This is a genomic window from Methylomarinovum caldicuralii (genome assembly GCF_033126985.1).
Taxonomy (GTDB): Bacteria; Pseudomonadota; Gammaproteobacteria; order Methylococcales; family Methylothermaceae; genus Methylohalobius; species Methylohalobius caldicuralii.
This window is the reverse complement of record NZ_AP024714.1, coordinates 2,258,323-2,277,155: the sequence shown is the minus strand read 5'-3', so window position 1 is coordinate 2,277,155 and position 18,833 is coordinate 2,258,323. Positions and strand designations below refer to the sequence as shown.

The 18,833-nt window shown below is 63.7% G+C and carries 16 protein-coding genes and 1 pseudogene; 12 read left to right on the top strand and 5 right to left on the bottom strand.

Features of this window, described 5'->3' with window-relative positions:
* Positions 1 to 45: 45 nt before the first annotated feature.
* The 6 genes from atpD to ltrA (MCIT9_RS11500) all read left to right on the top strand — a co-directional run bounded on the left by atpD (position 46) and on the right by ltrA (MCIT9_RS11500) (position 4,582).
* Entirely contained in the window at positions 46 to 1,431 is a 1,386-nt protein-coding gene (gene atpD / locus MCIT9_RS11525; RefSeq protein ID WP_317705024.1) for a F0F1 ATP synthase subunit beta, read from the top strand.
* Positions 1,406 to 1,798: a F0F1 ATP synthase subunit epsilon gene (locus MCIT9_RS11520; protein WP_317705023.1), complete on the top strand. Its 393-nt coding sequence runs from the start codon at positions 1,406 to 1,408 to the stop codon at positions 1,796 to 1,798. Before atpD ends, MCIT9_RS11520 begins: the two co-directional genes overlap by 26 nt.
* Positions 1,795 to 2,109 (top strand): AtpZ/AtpI family protein, encoded by a 315-nt coding sequence (locus tag MCIT9_RS11515; protein ID WP_317705022.1) that lies wholly within the window; start codon positions 1,795 to 1,797, stop codon positions 2,107 to 2,109. The genes MCIT9_RS11520 and MCIT9_RS11515 overlap by 4 nt, the downstream gene beginning before the upstream one ends.
* A complete protein-coding gene (locus MCIT9_RS11510; protein ID WP_317705007.1) occupies positions 2,102 to 2,386 on the top strand; it encodes an N-ATPase subunit AtpR in 285 nt (94 codons plus the stop codon). The genes MCIT9_RS11515 and MCIT9_RS11510 overlap by 8 nt, the downstream gene beginning before the upstream one ends.
* Before the next feature lie 34 nt (positions 2,387 to 2,420).
* Positions 2,421 to 2,855: a FoF1 ATP synthase subunit a gene (locus tag MCIT9_RS11505; protein ID WP_317705021.1), complete on the top strand. Its 435-nt coding sequence runs from the start codon at positions 2,421 to 2,423 to the stop codon at positions 2,853 to 2,855.
* Between the two features lie 392 nt (positions 2,856 to 3,247).
* Positions 3,248 to 4,582: a group II intron reverse transcriptase/maturase gene (ltrA, locus tag MCIT9_RS11500; protein WP_317705020.1), complete on the top strand. Its 1,335-nt coding sequence runs from the start codon at positions 3,248 to 3,250 to the stop codon at positions 4,580 to 4,582.
* Positions 4,583 to 4,653: 71 nt separating this feature from the next.
* Here ltrA (MCIT9_RS11500) and tnpC (MCIT9_RS11495) read toward each other — a convergent pair whose 3' ends face one another.
* From tnpC (MCIT9_RS11495) to MCIT9_RS11485, 3 genes are all read right to left on the bottom strand, one after another.
* Complete coding sequence (tnpC, locus tag MCIT9_RS11495; RefSeq protein WP_317705019.1) at positions 4,654 to 6,120, bottom strand: IS66 family transposase; 1,467 nt, start codon at positions 6,118 to 6,120, stop codon at positions 4,654 to 4,656.
* 53 nt (positions 6,121 to 6,173) lie between these two features.
* Positions 6,174 to 7,370: a tetratricopeptide repeat protein gene (locus MCIT9_RS11490; RefSeq protein WP_317705018.1), complete on the bottom strand. Its 1,197-nt coding sequence runs from the start codon at positions 7,368 to 7,370 to the stop codon at positions 6,174 to 6,176.
* Positions 7,371 to 7,458: 88 nt separating this feature from the next.
* Positions 7,459 to 8,469: a PEP-CTERM sorting domain-containing protein gene (locus MCIT9_RS11485; protein WP_317705017.1), complete on the bottom strand. Its 1,011-nt coding sequence runs from the start codon at positions 8,467 to 8,469 to the stop codon at positions 7,459 to 7,461.
* A gap of 553 nt (positions 8,470 to 9,022) precedes the next feature.
* On the opposite strand from MCIT9_RS11485, the pseudogene pdxA reads away from it, so the two are divergent.
* Positions 9,023 to 9,601: pseudogene (pdxA, locus tag MCIT9_RS11480) on the top strand (4-hydroxythreonine-4-phosphate dehydrogenase PdxA); the annotation flags it as partial.
* Between the two features lie 214 nt (positions 9,602 to 9,815).
* On the opposite strand, the gene MCIT9_RS11475 reads toward pdxA, so the two are convergent.
* Positions 9,816 to 11,402: a choice-of-anchor I family protein gene (locus MCIT9_RS11475; protein ID WP_317705016.1), complete on the bottom strand. Its 1,587-nt coding sequence runs from the start codon at positions 11,400 to 11,402 to the stop codon at positions 9,816 to 9,818.
* A gap of 398 nt (positions 11,403 to 11,800) precedes the next feature.
* On the opposite strand from MCIT9_RS11475, the gene MCIT9_RS11470 reads away from it, so the two are divergent.
* The 4 genes from MCIT9_RS11470 to MCIT9_RS11455 all read left to right on the top strand — a co-directional run bounded on the left by MCIT9_RS11470 (position 11,801) and on the right by MCIT9_RS11455 (position 15,705).
* Positions 11,801 to 12,388, top strand: a complete 588-nt coding sequence (locus tag MCIT9_RS11470) for an IS4/Tn5 family transposase DNA-binding protein (protein ID WP_317706742.1) — start codon at positions 11,801 to 11,803, stop codon at positions 12,386 to 12,388.
* A gap of 392 nt (positions 12,389 to 12,780) precedes the next feature.
* The gene (gene ltrA / locus MCIT9_RS11465) at positions 12,781 to 14,262 is read left to right on the top strand and encodes a group II intron reverse transcriptase/maturase (protein WP_317705015.1); all 1,482 of its coding nucleotides are present in this window, start codon (positions 12,781 to 12,783) and stop codon (positions 14,260 to 14,262) included.
* Positions 14,238 to 15,533, top strand: coding sequence for an IS66 family transposase (gene tnpC / locus MCIT9_RS11460; protein ID WP_317705014.1), 1,296 nt, complete (start codon positions 14,238 to 14,240; stop codon positions 15,531 to 15,533). Before ltrA (MCIT9_RS11465) ends, tnpC (MCIT9_RS11460) begins: the two co-directional genes overlap by 25 nt.
* 13 nt (positions 15,534 to 15,546) lie before the next feature.
* Positions 15,547 to 15,705, top strand: coding sequence for a hypothetical protein (locus MCIT9_RS11455; protein WP_317705013.1), 159 nt, complete (start codon positions 15,547 to 15,549; stop codon positions 15,703 to 15,705).
* Between the two features lie 71 nt (positions 15,706 to 15,776).
* Here the strand turns inward: MCIT9_RS11455 and ltrA (MCIT9_RS11450) are convergent, their stop codons facing one another.
* Positions 15,777 to 17,111: a group II intron reverse transcriptase/maturase gene (gene ltrA / locus MCIT9_RS11450; RefSeq protein WP_317705012.1), complete on the bottom strand. Its 1,335-nt coding sequence runs from the start codon at positions 17,109 to 17,111 to the stop codon at positions 15,777 to 15,779.
* 571 nt (positions 17,112 to 17,682) lie between these two features.
* On the opposite strand from ltrA (MCIT9_RS11450), the gene MCIT9_RS11445 reads away from it, so the two are divergent.
* Positions 17,683 to 18,630, top strand: a complete 948-nt coding sequence (locus MCIT9_RS11445; protein ID WP_317705011.1) for an IS4 family transposase — start codon at positions 17,683 to 17,685, stop codon at positions 18,628 to 18,630.
* Positions 18,631 to 18,833 lie beyond the last annotated feature (203 nt).

Here is an 18,833-nt window from a genome sequence, read left to right as displayed (position 1 = left end):
GTTGTTATGATTCGAAAGGGCATGGTAACACTGGAGCCGGAGACGATGACAGCACCCGAAGCGACAGGCACCGTGACCGCCGTGCGCGGCAGCGTGGTGGAGGTGGCTTTCCCGGATAAGGTGCCGCCGCTGCGGCAGTGGCTGGAGGCCGGCGCCGCTCCCGGCGTGCCGCTGGAGGTCGCCACCCACCTGGACCCGCATCAAGCCCGCTGCATCGCCTTCGCCAACACCCAGGGACTGGAACGGGGGGATCCGGTCCGCGACCGGGGCGGGCCGATCCGGGTGCCGGTGGGGGAGGCGGTGCTGGGAAGGATGCTCGACGTCTTCGGCCGCCCCATCGACGGTCGGGGAAGGGTGGACAGCGACGAACGGCGCGTCATCCACCGGACCTCGGTGCCGCTGGCGCAGCGCCAGGTCAGGCCGGAGCAGTTCTTCACCGGCATCAAGATCATCGACCTGCTGGTGCCCCTGGAGCGCGGCGGCACCGCCGGCCTGTTCGGCGGGGCCGGGGTGGGGAAGACGGTGGTGATCACCGAGCTGATCCACAACATGATGGGGCGCTACCAGGGCACCAGCGTCTTCTGCGGTATCGGCGAACGCTGCCGCGAGGCCGAGGAGCTGCACCGCACCATGGCCGAAACCGGCGTGCTCGGCAACACGGTGCTGGTGTTCGGACAGATGAACGAGCCGCCGGGGGTGCGTTTCCGCGTCGGTCACAGCGCCCTCACCATCGCCGAATGGTTCCGTGACGACCGCCGTCAGGACGTGCTGCTGCTCATCGACAACATCTTCCGCTTCATCCAGGCCGGCACCGAGGTGTCGGGGCTTTTGGGGCGGATTCCCTCGCGGGTCGGCTACCAGCCCACCCTGGCCCGCGAGCTGGCGGAACTGGAGGACCGCATCTGCTCCACGATCCACGGCAGCATGACTTCGATCCAGGCGGTGTACGTCCCCGCCGACGATTTCACCGATCCGGCCGCGGCCGCCACCTTCGCCCATCTGTCGGCCTCGGTGGTGCTGTCGCGCCAGCGCGCCGCCCAGGGCTTCTACCCGGCGGTGGATCCGCTCCAGTCAAGCTCCAAGCTGCTCCATCCCCACATCGTCGGCGAGCGCCACTACCGCATCGCCCGCGAGGTGCGGCGGGTGCTGGCGGAATACCGGGAGCTGCAGGACATCATCGCCATGCTGGGGCTGGAGGAGCTGTCGGAGGCCGACCGCCGCACCGTCAACCGCGCCCGGCGCCTGGAGCGTTTCCTTACCCAGCCCTTCTTCACCACCGAGCACTTCACCGGCAGGCCGGGGGTGATGGTAGACTTGGAGGACACTCTGGCCGGCTGCGAGCGCATCCTCAACGACGCCTTCAAGGACGTGCCGGAACAGGCGCTGTACATGGTCGGACGCATCGATGAAGCTTTACGTGCTGCTGCCTGAGCGGGTGCTGCTGGAGACCGAGACCGTCAAGGTGCGGGCCGAGGCGGTCGACGGCCATTTCTGCCTCGAGCCCCGTCACGTGGACTTCATCGCCCCCCTGGTGCCGGGGGTGCTGAGTTACGTCACCCCGGCCGGCAGAACCGCCTACGTGGCCGTGGACGAGGGGGTGCTGGTCAAATGCGGCTTCGAAGTGCGGGTGTCCACCTTCAAGGCGGTGGCCGGAGACCGGCTGGAAATCCTGCAGGCGGCGCTGGCGCAGGAGATCCGCCAGCTCAACGAGGCGGAACAGGCGACGCGCAGCGCCCTGGCGCGCCTGGAGAGCGGCATCCTGAGGCAGTACGGCCGGCTCAAAACGGTGTTGCAATGAGCGACGATCCCAAACCCGATCCCCCGGAAGACGAAGCGCGCCTGCTGCGCGAGGTGGACAAGAAGGTCCGGCGCCGCCTCAAGGCCGAGCGCGAAGGACGCCGCGGTTTGTGGTTCGGCCTGGGAATGTTCGGGTTGGTGGGCTGGGCGGTGGCGCTCCCGACCCTGCTGGGGATCGCCCTGGGCTGGTGGCTCGACCGCAGGTTTCCCGGCCCGCCCTCCTGGACCTTGACGTTTTTGTTCGTTGGCGTCGCTTTGGGCTGTTACAACGCCTGGAAGTGGATCAAACGGGAGAGCCGCCGCGATGACTGAGGTCTGGCGCTGGCCGCTGCTGTTCGCCGCCGGGCTGGGGTTGGGCGCGTTCTTCTACGGCGGCCTGTGGTGGACGGTGAAACGCCTGCCGGCGGCAGGCCATCCGGTACTGCTGATGCTGGCCAGCTTTGCGGTGCGCACTGCCGTCACCGTCGGCATGATGGCCGGCCTCATGGCCGGGGACTGGCGGCGGCTGGCGGCCGTCCTGGCGGGGTTTGTGGCGATGCGGTTTTTCCTGGTGCGGCGGCAGCGGAGGCATGATGCAGTTCAATCCTGACCAAATTGTTTTGTGGCAGTACGGTCCCTTCAAATTGAGTGCCACCCTTCTCTTCACCTGGGGGGTGATGGCGCTGTTGGTGCTGGGGTCGTGGCTGGCGACCCGCCGCATCCGTCCGACGCTGCGGCCCGGGCGCTGGCAGAATTTCCTGGAGGCGCTGGTGGAGGTGATCCGCAACCAGATCCGGGAGGTGACCCATCAGGACCCAACAACCGGCGGGCACCCGGTGATGATGCTCGCCTGCCCCGGGTTGCGGGTGGCCCTGGCCACCACCCACCGTTACCGTTCATTGCGCCAGGCCAAGCCTGGAGAAGGAGGAAGTTATGTAGAAGGAAAGACATCGCTGAAACCTTCAGAGCGACCTGACAGGTGCAAGTCCTGTCCGGCCAAGGCTGGCCACCAGCCGGAACCGAGTGTTGCGTGGTCGAGGAGCGATCCCGACTGCGAAGCGTACACAGGGGGCCTGTAGGCCGCGTGATGGAGCCTCGAAAGTACGGAATGCGGAGCCGACGTTGTTGAACGGACGGAAGGCAACAGGGGTGGTGCTGTACTGGCCTGGCATCATCCCTCCGCCGGGGTCGAAGAGCGGGGCATGCAGGGCAAGGGTCGCCCAGGAACCTGGGAGGGCTCGAACACTCCCTGCGGGAAGAGCGGTGCGGGCGCCGTGTGAGAAAAGGTCCAGGCCCATCGGAGCGGTGTCCGGCCGATGGGAGCGAACGGGACACGAAGCAGGGTACCGGCGCGCGAAGGCGACGAAGCGCGCTGGGAAGGTGATCGAGCAATCGGAGCCTGCTGATAGTACCTGAGAAGTCGGGGAACCTGCCCCAAGGGACCCGATGGAGGGAAGCGGCAGGTCGGACGATGGGGCTTTCGGAGGGACAGATGGCCGGGACATCGAGCCAGGAGAACATCTCAACACGACAACGGAAGCTAGCGGAACTGGCCCGGATCGAACCGAAGCTGGAACTGACCACGATTGCCCACCACATCGACGTGGTGTGGCTGGAAGAAGCCTGGCGGCGCACCCGCAAGGACGGGGCCGCCGGGGTGGACGGCGTGACTGCATCCCAATACGCAGCCGACTTAGAGGAGAACCTGACGCGCCTGCTGGAACGGTTCAAGACCGGCCGGTATCGGGCGCCTGCGGTACGGCGCGTCCACCTGCCCAAGCCGGGAACGGGAAAGACCCGCCCGATCGGCATTCCCACGCTGGAAGACAAGGTGCTGCAACGGGCGGTGCTGATGGCGCTGGAACCCATCTTCGAGCAGGACTTTCTCGACTGCGCCTACGGGTTCCGGCCCGGACGCAGTGCCCACCAGGCCCTGGAGAGGCTATGGGGCGGGCTGATGGCCATGGGCGGTGGCTGGGTCATCGACCTGGACATCCAAAACTTCTTCGACGACGTGGACCGGGACCGGCTGCGGAACTTTCTGGGGCAGAGGGTGCGCGACGGCGTGATCTGCCGCGTGATCGGTAAATGGCTGAATGCCGGTGTCATGGAAGGCGGACAGCTTCACTACCCCGAACAAGGGACACCGCAAGGTGGGGTGATCTCCCCACTGCTGGCCAACCTCTACCTGCATCACGTGCTCGACCTGTGGTTCGAGCAGACGGTCAAACCGCGACTGCAAGGCAGCGCCTTCGAAGTCCGGTTCGCCGACGATGCGGTCCTGGTGTTCAAACGGGAAGAAGACGCCCGGCGGGTATTGGCCGTTCCGGGCAAGCGCCTGGCCAAATACGGCCTGCGCCTGCACCCGGACAAAACCCGCCTGCTCGACTTCAGAAAACCCGGACGGAAAGGCCAGAGCTTCCAATACCTGGGATTCACCCACTACTGGGGACGCTCAAGGAAAGGGCGTTGGGTCGTCAAACGCAAGACCGCCCAAGCCCGGCTCAGCCGCTCCCTGCAGGCGATCAACCACTGGTGCCGGATGCACCGCCACTGGCCGGTTGCAGACCAACAAGCGGCCCTGAGCCGCAAACTCAAGGGGCATTATGCCTACTATGGGATCGTCGGCAACAGCCAATCGCTGGCCCGCTTCCTGTACGAGGTCAGACGGCGCTGGTACAAATGGTTGTCCCGCCGCAACCGGGAACGGATGAACTGGGACCATTTTGGGCGGCTGTACAAACGATACCCACTCCCCCCACCGCGCGTGGTTCACGGAATTGCCCGTTGCGTAGCGACGCCATAGTCCGAGGAGCCGGATGCCTTAATCGGGCACGTCCGGATCTGTGGGAACCGCGGGTGAGCAATCGCCCGCGGTCACCCGGCCGGGCTTGCCACTGGAAGTGGTTGAGGTTCCGGCAGGGGCAGGCGGAAGGTGACCTCGCCCTCTGCCATGCCCTGGGCGCAGATGGTCCGCAGGGTCTGATAGACGCCGATCTTGAGGCGCTTGCAGGTTTCGACCAGCGACAGGATCATGGGTCGGAAGCAGTCACCGCGATGCGACTGGCTGAAGAAACGGGTCTTGCGCCAGATGACATAGGGGCGTAGGGCACGCTCTGCCGTGTTGTTGGTCATCGGTACCCCGGGATGGTCCGGGAAGGTCCAGAACCTGGGAAAATCGTCCAACAACTTGCGGCAGCTGCGACCGGTTTTGTTGTCGCCATGTCTTTGGGCGGCCTGTTCCAGTTCGCGCCGGAAGAGGGCTTTGAGGCGTTCCAATCGCCTTCGGTAGCGGTCGGATGGGTAATGGCTCTGTTGCCAGAGCTTGCCGCAGTGAACCGTCAGGCGGGCGGCCCGGAGCAGGCGTTCGCCATCTTCGCCGGCCTGTCCCTTGCGCCCGGCGATCCGTTCCAGGTTGCGGATGAGATGCGCCCAGCAGTATTGGTGTGAGTCCTGGGGATGGTCGTTGTAGGCCCCGTGGCGGTCGGTCACCAGGATTCCCTGGAAATCCCCCAACAGCTCACCGGCCGCACCCTTGCCGCGGGAATAATGGGTCAGGAAATACGCCATCTGATCGGTCGTCAGCGCCCACAGCCAATAGATGCTGCGGCCCCGGTAGTGGCGGGTCTCGTCGGCATGGGCGATCAGCGCTTTTCTGACCGCCTCGCCAATCTGGTTGTAGACCGGACCCAGCCACGCCTGCAGCGGGATCTGGCTCTGGCTGATCGCCCCCAGGCTGAATCTCAGACCCCATTGTTCTTCCAGCAGCGCTTCGACTTCCCGCAGCGACAGGTGATAGCGCCCCGTCATCAAGCCAATCCACGCCACCAGCCCAGGTCCCATCTGGCCGCGGGGAACCTCATCCGGTAGCCGCCCCTGGTGCTTCTGACCACACCACCCACAGCGGCCTTCATACACCCGGTGTTCGACCACCCGGTAACGAATCTCGGGCAGGTCGAACACCTGATGGGGACGGAATCCCCGCACCGCCACCGACCCACCGCACTCGCAGCGGCCATGGGGAAAGTAATGCCGGACCTCGTCCACTGCTTCTGCCGGAACCAGAGCCCGCTCGTGCCTGGGATGTCCCACCTGCGCCCCTTTCTTGCGTCCCGTCGGTCGCTTGCCCTTGCGCTCGGCGCGCTTCTTCGGGCTGTCCTGGGAAGGTGGTTGGGAGGAATTGTCGGACCCCAAGGCCAACTGTTCCTCCAGTTCTTCCACTCGCGCCTGGATCTGCTGAAATTCTCCCAGCGCCCGCCAAAGCGCTTCGATCACCCGGTGGCATTCCTCCACCGTCCCGGGCAAGGGAGGTGGGCGGCTCAGGTCCAGATCAAGTCTTTCCATGGCCCGTATTCTCTTGGTTCTTCAGGCACTTGGCAAGACCGTGAACGGGTACGTCATTTGCAGTTCGGTCGGATCTGCTCCCAGTGGCGGCGGATGTCCTGCGGCACCGGCGCGTTGCGGACCGCCTGGCGCATCTCCCGGCAGGCCGCCTCGGCGCGGCCAGCGCGCCACAGGAGCATCCCCAAGGTGTCATGGAGCGACGGGTTCTCGGGCGCCAGTGCCACTGCCTTGCGGGCGAGCCCGATCGCCTCCTCCAGCTTTCCTGGTTGTTCGCCGACCAGCCAGGCCAGATTGTTGTAGGCCAGCGGCGAAGGCGGCTGCAGGGTGATTCTCTGCCGATAGGCGGCCATCGCCTCCTGGAGCCGGTCCTGGCGATGGTAGAGCAGCGCGAGTGCCAGCAGGCCATCGGCATGTTGTGGCGCGGTCTGGAGCAGGCTGCGGTAGGCCTTCTCCGCCTCTGCGGGCCGGTCCAAGGCCTCGAGGGCTCGGGCGGCCAGATAGCGGGGCGCAGGCAGTCTGGGGTCGCGGCGTACCGCCTCGGTGGCGGCCTGCAGCGCCTCCTTGGCCCGACCGTTACTCAGGTAGAGCCGCGCCAGGGCGACCAGCGGCAGCGGGTTCTCAGGTGCCAGCTGCGCCGCCCGCTCCAGGGCTGTCTGCGCCTCGTTCGGGCGATTGTCGCGGAGCAGGGCCAGGCCAAGGGCATAGTGGGCGGCGGCGTTGTTGGGTGCCTGCTCGATCGCGCGGTGATATTCCGCAGCGGCCTCGGCGGCGCGGCCGGTCTCCTGCAGCACGTCACCGAGGGCGACATGGGCAACCGGCTTCTTGGGATCTGCCTGGGTGGCCTTGCGGAAGGCCTGTTCGGCCCCCGAGAGGTCGCGCTGGTCCCAACGCAGATGGCGTCCCCAGGTGAGGAGCACGTGATAGTCGTCGGGCGCTGTTTTGAGCGCCTTCTCCAGCCACTGGGTCGCTTCCGCCTTGTTTCCCCGCTGGCGCGCCACGGCCGAGAGGCCAAGCATCGAGCGTGCCGCTGCCGGGTTTTGTTCCAGTTCGGCCCGGAAGGTGCTGGCGGCCTCCTCGAGGCGGCCCTCGACCAGCGCCGCGAGGCCCGCGCGATAGTTGGCATCCTGGGCGTTGGTCTGCTCCGATGCCTGCGGCATCACGGTGAAGCCCAGGGGGACAGCGAACGCCGGGGTGGCGCAGAACAAGGCGATGAGAAGTAACGGAAGGGATCGCAGAACGGGTGGCTGCACAGCGGAATTCCTCTCAGAACAATTTCGGCATGATAGCCCAAAACAAAAAACCCCTCCGCAGGGGAGGGGTCTTCGAGGGAAGGGTCGATCAGGCCTGGCGCCGACGGCGGGCGAAGCCAGGACCGGCAATGCCCAATACCAGCAGTGCCAGCGTGGAGGGCTCCGGCACACCGGTGGTCGGCGGCGGGATCACCGGCACACCACCAACGCCCTTGAAGCCGAAGATGAAGGTCGGAAGGGTGTCGCCGGGCCTACCTCTGACGTGCGATTGGCCCAGCGAGAACAGTTCGATCCCCTCGGCAGCGATAGCCGCCAGGGCAGCCGTCTCATTGGCGGCGGCGCCGTAGAAGATGGTGAAGGCTGCCTCCTCCCCGTCCAGCAGATCACCGAAGTTGAAACGGAAGTAGGCACCATGGTCGCGCGGTCCCGAATCTTCGAAATCGGTGTTAAGGGTGCTTGCCGTAATGGCACTCGTAGAAGCCAGCGGGTCGCCACTTTCGAAGCCATCGTCGTGCGAGACCTCCAGCAGGGTGGTGGTGGCGGTGCCCTTGATGGTGACGAACTCTCTGAACTCGGTCGGTGGGATGTCCCAGTCCATGACCCGTACGTATTTGACGTCGGTCAGGGCGCCCCCGGTGTCGTTTCGGATCACCACTTCATCCTTGAACAGGGCGTCAGGGGCATTGTCGGCAGCGGAGTAGGTCTGGGTCACCTTCAGCCCCGGCAGGCTGGTGAGGTGAACTGCGGAGGTAATGGAGGTTGTGCTCGCAGTAAAGGTATCCGACGTGAGGTTCACGGTGCCGGCAGCGTTATTGGCGTAACCGGAGTCCGTACCATTCGCCGACACGCCCCAACCCTCACAGAGACAGCCGGGGGCGGTGGCGTCTTGCCAATTGGGAGCGTCGGCCGTACCGATGTTGTAGGCGACACCCGTACGGGTCGCGTTACGCGTGATATTGGGGCGGGCATTCAGCTGCCCCAGGGTATCTACGCCGATCGCTACCGTCTTGGCCGAGTTGATCAGGACATCGGCAGACACGCTCCCTGCCCCGAGGGCCGCCGCAATAGCGAAGGCTACCAGTGAATATCGCTTTTTCATGTTGTGCTCCTTGAGTGAAATTTTGCTAACCGCCGAGCCCTCAGACCCGCTTTCTGGTGATACGCAGTTGTCGAGTAGATTGCTGCAATGATTTGGCAATCGATGCAGCGCGCCTGCAAGGCTTCGCGAAAAACTTAATATCATGGATAGGAAATTCATGTCAAGCGACACCAGAAATTGACCCTCTTGCGACACTTGGAACTGACCCCCCTGGTTTACAAGGTTGTTGCGTTGGATTTCCCGGCTTGCTCAGTCCCGGGGAGGTGGGAAGCGGGCCTGATAAGGCCGGCCCGCCGTTTCTCCCGCAGGCGATAGCTTTCGCCGCGGATGGTAACGCCACTTTCCGATCTATCCTTGGGCTGAGGTTACTCTTGGAAGGTTCGTTTGGCAAGATTTTCTGATCGTTTCCCCGGGATCGGAGGATGCGGAATCCAGTTTTGAGGCACGTATTGCCCCAAAGGGAACCGGCAGTCAATACGAGTACATAGATCGCAATGTAATGTTTAAAGACATTTCCATTTTCTTTTACAAAGTCCGCGCAGTCGATGGATAGGGCCATACCGAGTTCCTGGCGGAGATCACCGGCGGGCACCCGGTGATGATGCTCGCCTGCCCCGGGTTGCGGGTGGCCCTGGCCACCACCCACCTCCCGTTGCGCGAGGTACCTGATGCCATCACGCCGCAGGTACTGGAGAAGGTAATTCGAGCGCTACACCACGATCTGGTCCGGCGCTTCGGCATCGACAGACCCAATATCCTGGTGTGCGGACTGAACCCTCACGCCGGAGAAGGCGGCCACCTGGGACGCGAGGAGATCGAGATCATCGAGCCGACACTGGCCCGTCTGCGCGCCGAAGGGATCCGCCTGAGCCCGCCGCTGCCGGCCGACACCCTGTTCACCCCGCGCCACCTGGAGCAGGCCGACGCGGTCCTGGCCATGTACCACGACCAGGGACTGCCGGTGCTCAAGCATCTTGGCTTCGGCCAGGCGGTGAACATCACCCTGGGTTTGCCCATCATCCGCACATCGGTCGATCATGGCACCGCCCTGGAGCTGGCCGGGACCGGTCAGGCGGATGCCGGTAGCCTCGTGGCCGCGATCGAGCAGGCTGCTGCCCTGGCATCCTCCTGATTACAGGAAAGCGGACGGAAAGCGTCGCGCTTTGAGGGACCCATCGGCCCTGTCGTCGCTTGGCGGTGGGTTTCGCAGAGCGAAACCCACCCTACGAGGGATCGCCAGGAGGCGCCCCCAAACAACAGCAAAGGGGCATCCTGGCGATCTGTCCTTGCCTTTCTTCCCTTTGCGGTCCTTTGCGTCCTTTGCGGTGAGAGTTTTTCCGCCGTACTCAGGCGCGCCGCCGACCCAGCCCTATAAGCCCCAGGCCAAGCCCCATCAAGGCGAGGGTGCCCGCCTCCGGTACGCGGCTGACCCGATACAGGGTGGTGGTATTCGATACCTCGTTACCCACGGCCAACCATCCCCAAGCCATCGAAGACGAGGTAGAGGTTGCCTGCACCGCGACGAAATCCAGACCCTCTGGGCCAATGTCACCCGCATTGAAGAAGTAGTCCATATACATCGGGCTGGTGGGATCGGTGATATCGAACAGCATCAGACCATTGGTGCGCTCCATACCTACCAGCGCATAGGTCCAGCCGTCGATCTCGATCAGCTCGACGCTTTCGGGTTCCGGACCCTTGTCGTCGGAGCGGCTGTCCACCCATTGATCGGGAAAGAGGGTGGCAATCATGCGCTCGACGGTGTCACCCGTATCGGATACCAGGTTACCGTCTTCGTCCCAGATGGACATCGAACGCGCGCCATAGCTGTAGATCTGCTCGTACATGCCGTCGCCATCGATATCGCCATTGGCGATGGTGATCTTCAGCCGCCCAAGCTGGTCGTCATCCTGCAGAGGACTGAAGGCGTCGGGATTCCCGTCGTCGTCCCGGTCCAGGGTCAGTTTTTTCACCCGGGTCTCTTCCGAATAGCCGCCATAGTCACGGGCATCGCCTTCATTGGCGGTAACGTAGTAACGCTTGCCATCGACTTCATAGCTCGCGATGCCGTCCGGCTGATACATCCCGAGCACCGGCCAATTCTGCAGATTGCCATCGATCCCATCCTTGTTGGATGCATCGATTTCGTTGCCGGGTTGGCTGTGGTCCTTGAAGCCCAGGCCCTGGATCTCGCTGATGGTGTTGGTGGTGAGATCGACCTTGGCAACCGCGTTGTTCTCCTGCAGGGTGACGAAGGCCGTCTTCCCGTCCGGGGAGACCGCGATGTACTCGGGTTCCAGGTCTTGAGAGACACTGGCACCAGGACCGAAGATCCGACCCCCGTCAGCCTCGATGGCGGCTTCCCCACCATCGAAGGCATGAAAGTCCAGCTGGGTCGCCGTCGCACTGCCTACGCCACCGGACAGGTCGATGATGGTGATCGAACCTTCAGGATCATTGTCGTAGGCATCACTGGGCTCGCCCTCGTTGGCGACCAGTACCTTTTTGCCATCGGGGGTGAAGGTGACCATGTCCGGCAGGTAGCCCGTATTCACCGTCTTGATCGGCGCACTGCCCGGAGCGTCAGTGGTATTGAAGAAGGCCACCTTGCCAATATCCTGCTTGCCGCCTGCTCCCTGTGCAGCAATGGCCACAATGCCATTCTTGACGGCGACGCTGTTGACGGTGCTGCTATCGGGTACCGTCAGGGTGCCGATCAGATTGCCGGTAAACAGGTCTCTGATCTCCACCCCGCCGGAAAAGGTGCTGAACACCCGATTCGATGCCGTATCGATGGCCACGATCTCGGACCCTGCACCCGACTGGCTCCATTCCTGAGAGAACTCGAGGACCGGCGCCCCATTGGCGCTGCCGATACCCAATGCCAATGCAAACGCGGCACCCGGCAACACCCTATGAATGTATCTGTTCATTCCCCTCTCCGTGCGTCTTGGTTAGTTGGTGAGTGCGGCGATTCTATGGCCGGAAAATGACGGCCAGGTTACAGAAGATGGATAGGAAATTCAACGCCACTTTCCGATCTATCCTTGGGCTGAGGTTACTCTTGGAAGGTTCGTTTGGCAAGATTTTCTGATCGTTTCCCCGGGATCGGAGGATGCGGAATCCAGTTTTGAGGGAGGGTTTTGGGAATATAGATGTGTTTTGTGCCTGTTATCTTAAACGTGGCATGAGAATACCTCTACCGGTCAGGATAGCTGACAGGCATCGGTGCCGTATGCTTACCAGCCACCCTATTACCCACATCTCTCGCCCCTGTAGTAAGATATTGATTTCTTTGGATAGGCGTTGACATGAGCTGGGCTGAACAAGAATTTTTTCCCTGGCGCTGGGCGATGCCCGCCTGAACCGGCGGCTGTGCCGGGTGATAGAAGCGATGGCAAGCGATCCGATGGCGAGCGTTCCCAACGTCTGCGGGGGTGGCTGGGCGGAGACCAAGGCGGCCTACCGGCTGCTGGACAATGCCAGGCTGGATTTTCGGGAGGTGTTGCGGGCCCACAGTGTGCCGACCCTGGAACGGATCCGGCAGCAGTCGCGGGTGCTGTGCCTGCAGGACACCACCGAGCTGGATTATTCCGGGCGGCCGTCGATGGCGGGGTTGGGACGGCTGAATTACGAGCAGCGTCAGGGGTTGTACCTGCATCCGACGCTGGTGATCAGTGAGGCGGGCGTGGCCCTGGGGGTGACCGACTGCTGGCACTGGGCGCGTTGTTACCGTTCATTGCGCCAGGCCAAGCCTGGAGAAGGAGGAAGTTATGTAGAAGGAAAGACATCGCTGAAACCTTCAGAGCGACCTGACAGGTGCAAGTCCTGTCCGGCCAAGGCTGGCCACCAGCCGGAACCGAGTGTTGCGTGGTCGAGGAGCGATCCCGACTGCGAAGCGTACACAGGGGGCCTGTAGGCCGCGTGATGGAGCCTCGAAAGTACGGAATGCGGAGCCGACGTTGTTGAACGGACGGAAGGCAACAGGGGTGGTGCTGTACTGGCCTGGCATCATCCCTCCGCCGGGGTCGAAGAGCGGGGCATGCAGGGCAAGGGTCGCCCAGGAACCTGGGAGGGCTCGATCACTCCTTGCGGGAAGAGCGGTGCGGGCGCCGTGTGAGAAAAGGCCCAGGCCCATCGGAGCGGTGTCCGGCCGATGGGAGCGAACGGGACACGAAGCAGGGTACCGGCGCGCGAAGGCGACGAAGCGCGCTGGGAAGGTGATCGAGCAATCGGAGCCTGCCGATAGTACCTGGGAAGTCGGGGAACCTGCCCCAAGGGACCCGATGGAGGGAAGCGGCAGGTCGGACGATGGGGCTTTCGGAGGGACAGATGGCCGGGACATCGAGCCAGGAGAACATCTCAACACGACAACGGAAGCTAGTGGAACTGGCCCGGATCGAACCGAAGCTGGAACTGACCACGATTGCCCACCACATCGACGTGGTGTGGCTGGAAGAAGCCTGGCGGCGCACCCGCAAGGACGGGGCCGCCGGGGTGGACGGCGTGACTGCATCCCAATACGCAGCCGCCTTAGAGGAGAACCTGACGCGCCTGCTGGAACGGTTCAAGACCGGCCGGTATCGGGCGCCTGCGGTACGGCGCGTCCACCTGCCCAAGCCGGGAACGGGAAAGACCCGCCCGATCGGCATTCCCACGCTGGAAGACAAGGTGCTGCAACGGGCGGTGCTGATGGCGCTGGAACCCATCTTCGAGCAGGACTTTCTCGACTGCGCCTACGGGTTCCGGCCCGGACGCAGTGCCCACCAGGCCCTGGAGAGGCTATGGGGCGGGCTGATGGCCATGGGCGGTGGCTGGGTCATCGACCTGGACATCCAAAACTTCTTCGACGATGTGGACCGGGACCGGCTGCGGAACTTTCTGGGGCAGAGGGTGCGCGACGGCGTGATCTGCCGCGTGATCGGTAAATGGCTGAATGCCGGTGTCATGGAAGGCGGACAGCTTCACTACCCCGAACAAGGGACACCGCAAGGTGGGGTGATCTCCCCACTGCTGGCCAACCTCTACCTGCATCACGTGCTCGACCTGTGGTTCGAGCAGACGGTCAAACCGCGACTGCAAGGCAGCGCCTTCGAAGTCCGGTTCGCCGACGATGCGGTCCTGGTGTTCAAACGGGAAGAAGACGCCCGGCGGGTATTGGCCGTTCTGGGCAAGCGCCTGGCCAAATACGGCCTGCGCCTGCACCCGGACAAAACCCGCCTGCTCGACTTCAGAAAACCCGGACGGAAAGGCCAGAGCTTCCAATACCCGGGATTCACCCACTACTGGGGACGCTCAAGGGAAAGGGCGTTGGGTCGTCAAACGCAAGACCGCCCAAGCCCGGCTCAGCCGCTCCCTGCAGGCGATCAACCACTGGTGCCGGATGCACCGCCACTGGCCGGTTGCAGACCAACAAGCGGCCCTGAGCCGCAAACTCAAGGGGCATTATGCCTACTATGGGATCGTCGGCAACAGCCAATCGCTGGCCCGCTTCCTGTACGAGGTCAGACGGCGCTGGTACAAATGGTTGTCCCGCCGCAACCGGGAACGGATGAACTGGGACCATTTTGGGCGGCTGTACAAACGATACCCACTCCCCCCACCGCGCGTGGTTCACGGAATTGCCCGTTGCGTAGCGACGCCATAGTCCGAGGAGCCGGATGCCTTAATCGGGCACGTCCGGATCTGTGGGAACCGCGGGTGAGCAATCGCCCGCGGTCACCCGGCCGGTCTTGCCAAGTGCCTGAAGATTCAGGAGAATGCGGGCCATGGAAAGACTTGATCTGGACCTGAGCCGCCCACCTCCCTTGCCCGAGACGGTGGAGGAATGCCACCGGGTGATCGAAGCGCTTTGGCGGGCGCTGGGAGAATTTCAGCAGATCCAGGCGCGGGTGGAAGAACTGGAGGAACAGTTGGCCTTGGGGTCCGACAATTCCTCCCAACCACCTTCCCAGGACAGCCCGAAGAAGCGCGCCGAGCGCAAGGGCAAGCGACCGACGGGACGCAAGAAAGGGGCGCAGGTGGGACATCCCGGGCACGAGCGGGCTCTGGTTCCGGCAGAAGCAGTGGACGAGGTCCGGCATTACTTTCCCCATGGCCGCTGCGAGTGCGGTGGGTCGGTGGCGGTGCGGGGATTCCGTCCCCATCAGGTGTTCGACCTGCCCGAGATTCGTTACCGGGTGGTCGAACACCGGGTGTATGAAGGCCGCTGTGGGTGTTGTGGTGAGAAGCACCAGGGGCGGCTACCGGATGAGGTGCCCCGCGGCCAGATGGGACCTGGGCTGGTGGCGTGGATTGGCTTGATGACGGGGCGCTATCACCTGTCGCTGCGGGAAGTCGAAGCGCTGCTGGAAGAACAATGGGGTCTGAAATTCAGCCTGGGGGCGATCAGCCAGAGCCAGATCCCGCTGCAGGCGTGGCTGGGTCCGGTCTACAACCAGATTGGCGAGGCGGTCAGAAAAGCGCTGATCGCCCATGCCGACGAGACCCGCCACTACCGGGGCCGCAGCATCTATTGGCTGTGGGCGCTGACGACCGATCAGATGGCGTATTTCCTGACCCATTATTCCCGCGGCAAGGGTGCGGCCGGTGAGCTGTTGGGGGATTTCCAGGGAATCCTGGTGACCGACCGCCACGGGGCCTACAACGACCATCCCCAGGACTCACACCAATACTGCTGGGCGCATCTCATCCGCAACCTGGAACGGATCGCCGGGCGCAAGGGACAGGCCGGCGAAGATGGCGAACGCCTGCTCCGGGCCGCCCGCCTGACGGTTCACTACGGCAAGCTCTGGCAACAGAGCCATTACCCATCCGACCGCTACCGAAGGCGATTGGAACGCCTCAAAGCCCTCTTCCGGCGCGAACTGGAACAGGCCGCCCAAAGACATGGCGACAACAAAACCGGTCGCAGCTGCCGCAAGTTGTTGGACGATTTTCCCAGGTTCTGGACCTTCCTGGACCATCCCGGCGTACCGATGACCAACAACACGGCAGAGCGTGCCCTACGCCCCTATGTCATCTGGCGCAAGACCCAGTTTCTTCAGCCAGTCGCATCGCGGTGACTGCTTCCGACCCATGATCCTGTCGCTGGTCGAAACCTGCAAGCGCCTCAAGATCGGCGTCTATCAGACCCTGCGGACCATCTGCGCCCAGGGCATGGCAGAGGGCGAGGTCACCTTCCGCCTGCCCCTGCCGGAACCTCAACCACTTCCAGTGGCAAGCCCGGCCGGGTGACCGCGGGCGATTGCTCACCCGCGGTTCCCACAGATCCGGACGTGCCCGATTAAGGCATCCGGCTCCTCGGACTATGGCGTCGCTACGCAACGGGCAATTCCGTGAACCACGCGCGGTGGGGGGAGTGGGTATCGTTTGTACAGCCGCCCAAAATGGTCCCAGTTCATCCGTTCCCGGTTGCGGCGGGACAACCATTTGTACCAGCGCCGTCTGACCTCGTACAGGAAGCGGGCCAGCGATTGGCTGTTGCCGACGATCCCATAGTAGGCATAATGCCCCTTGAGTTTGCGGCTCAGGGCCGCTTGTTGGTCTGCAACCGGCCAGTGGCGGTGCATCCGGCACCAGTGGTTGATCGCCTGCAGGGAGCGGCTGAGCCGGGCTTGGGCGGTCTTGCGTTTGACGACCCAACGCCCTTTCCCTGAGCGTCCCCAGTAGTGGGTGAATCCCGGGTATTGGAAGCTCTGGCCTTTCCGTCCGGGTTTTCTGAAGTCGAGCAGGCGGGTTTTGTCCGGGTGCAGGCGCAGGCCGTATTTGGCCAGGCGCTTGCCCGGAACGGCCAATACCCGCCGGGCGTCTTCTTCCCGTTTGAACACCAGGACCGCATCGTCGGCGAACCGGACTTCGAAGGCGCTGCCTTGCAGTCGCGGTTTGACCGTCTGCTCGAACCACAGGTCGAGCACGTGATGCAGGTAGAGGTTGGCCAGCAGTGGGGAGATCACCCCACCTTGCGGTGTCCCTTGTTCGGGGTAGTGAAGCTGTCCGCCTTCCATGACACCGGCATTCAGCCATTTACCAATCGCGCGGCAGATCACGCCGTCGCGCACCCTCTGCCCCAGAAAGTTCCGCAGCCGGTCCCGGTCCACGTCGTCGAAGAAGTTTTGGATGTCCAGGTCGATGACCCAGCCACCGCCCATGGCCATCAGCCCGCCCCATAGCCTCTCCAGGGCCTGGTGGGCACTGCGTCCGGGCCGGAACCCGTAGGCGCAGTCGAGAAAGTCCTGCTCGAAGATGGGTTCCAGCGCCATCAGCACCGCCCGTTGCAGCACCTTGTCTTCCAGCGTGGGAATGCCGATCGGGCGGGTCTTTCCCGTTCCCGGCTTGGGCAGGTGGACGCGCCGTACCGCAGGCGCCCGATACCGGCCGGTCTTGAACCGTTCCAGCAGGCGCGTCAGGTTCTCCTCTAAGTCGGCTGCGTATTGGGATGCAGTCACGCCGTCCACCCCGGCGGCCCCGTCCTTGCGGGTGCGCCGCCAGGCTTCTTCCAGCCACACCACGTCGATGTGGTGGGCAATCGTGGTCAGTTCCAGCTTCGGTTCGATCCGGGCCAGTTCCGCTAGCTTCCGTTGTCGTGTTGAGATGTTCTCCTGGCTCGATGTCCCGGCCATCTGTCCCTCCGAAAGCCCCATCGTCCGACCTGCCGCTTCCCTCCATCGGGTCCCTTGGGGCAGGTTCCCCGACTTCCCAGGTACTATCGGCAGGCTCCGATTGCTCGATCACCTTCCCAGCGCGCTTCGTCGCCTTCGCGCGCCGGTACCCTGCTTCGTGTCCCGTTCGCTCCCATCGGCCGGACACCGCTCCGATGGGCCTGGGCCTTTTCTCACACGGCGCCCGCACCGCTCTTCCCGCAAGGAGTGATCGAGCCCTCCCAGGTTCCTGGGCGACCCTTGCCCTGCATGCCCCGCTCTTCGACCCCGGCGGAGGGATGATGCCAGGCCAGTACAGCACCACCCCTGTTGCCTTCCGTCCGTTCAACAACGTCGGCTCCGCATTCCGTACTTTCGAGGCTCCATCACGCGGCCTACAGGCCCCCTGTGTACGCTTCGCAGTCGGGATCGCTCCTCGACCACGCAACACTCGGTTCCGGCTGGTGGCCAGCCTTGGCCGGACAGGACTTGCACCTGTCAGGTCGCTCTGAAGGTTTCAGCGATGTCTTTCCTTCTACATAACTTCCTCCTTCTCCAGGCTTGGCCTGGCGCAATGAACGGTAACGGTTATGAGCGGGTGGCCGAGATGGCCGCCCTGGCGCCCGAGACCCGGCTGGTGTATGTCGCCGACCGCGAAGGTGACCTTCGGGCCCTGATCGACCGGGCCGAACAGCTGGGCTTTGCCGCCGATTACCTGATCCGGGTGCAGCACGACCGTAAGCTCAACGACCCTCTCGATGGCAAACTGCGGGCCGCGGTCGAAGCCCAGCCGGTGTTGGGGACGATCGCCTTTGACCTGCCGGCCGGCGGCAACCGCCCGGCCCGGCAGGTCACACAAACAATCCGGCTCGCCCGGGTCGAACTGAAGACCCGCAGCGGCCCGGGTCCCCAAGTCACCGTCATCCTGGCCCGGGAAGAGGCGCCCCCCGAAGGCCAGGAAGCGGTCGAATGGTGTCTGATCACCAACGAAGAAATCACCACCCTGGAACAGGCCAGAGCGCGCATCGAATGGTACCGCAAACGCTGGTGGATCGAGGTCTACTTCCGCATCCTCAAAAGCGGCTGCCGCATCGAAGCCCTGCAACTTCGCACCCGGGAACGCCTGGAACGGGCCCTGGTGCTTTATCTGATCGTCGCCTGGCGCATCCTGATGCTGATGACGCTCGGGCGGGAACATCCCGAGTGGTGCTGTGAAGTGGTGTTCTCTGTCGAAGAATGGCAGACCGCCTGGGCCATCCACCATCGCACCCCGCCGCCCGCGACGCCGCCGGATTTGGGCACCATCGTCCGCATCGTGGCCGGCTTTGGCGGCTGGCTGGGGCGCAAGAACGATCCCCCACCCGGCCGCCCTGTGGCAGGGCATGACCAAACTGAGCGCCTACGTGGAGGCCGTGACCGCCATCCGGGCGGCCGAGATCAAGTTCCCTCAGAGAAAACGGATAAGACATTGATTCCTATGAGAAGGGGGAAGATGTGGGTAATAGGGTGCCTTGACATCTAAGCGAACACCTGAGGCCATACCTGCCCCTCGGCCTTGTCATATTGCAAGCATGGGATTTTGCAGGATTGCAAGACCTGACCCCTTTTGTGCGTTGTGACCCCTTTTGTGCGTTGTGACCCCTTTTGTGCGTTGTGACCCCTTTTGTGCGTTGTGACCCCTTTTGTGCGCCCACGCTTCCCCCCCACGGTCGGTCACCCTTCCGC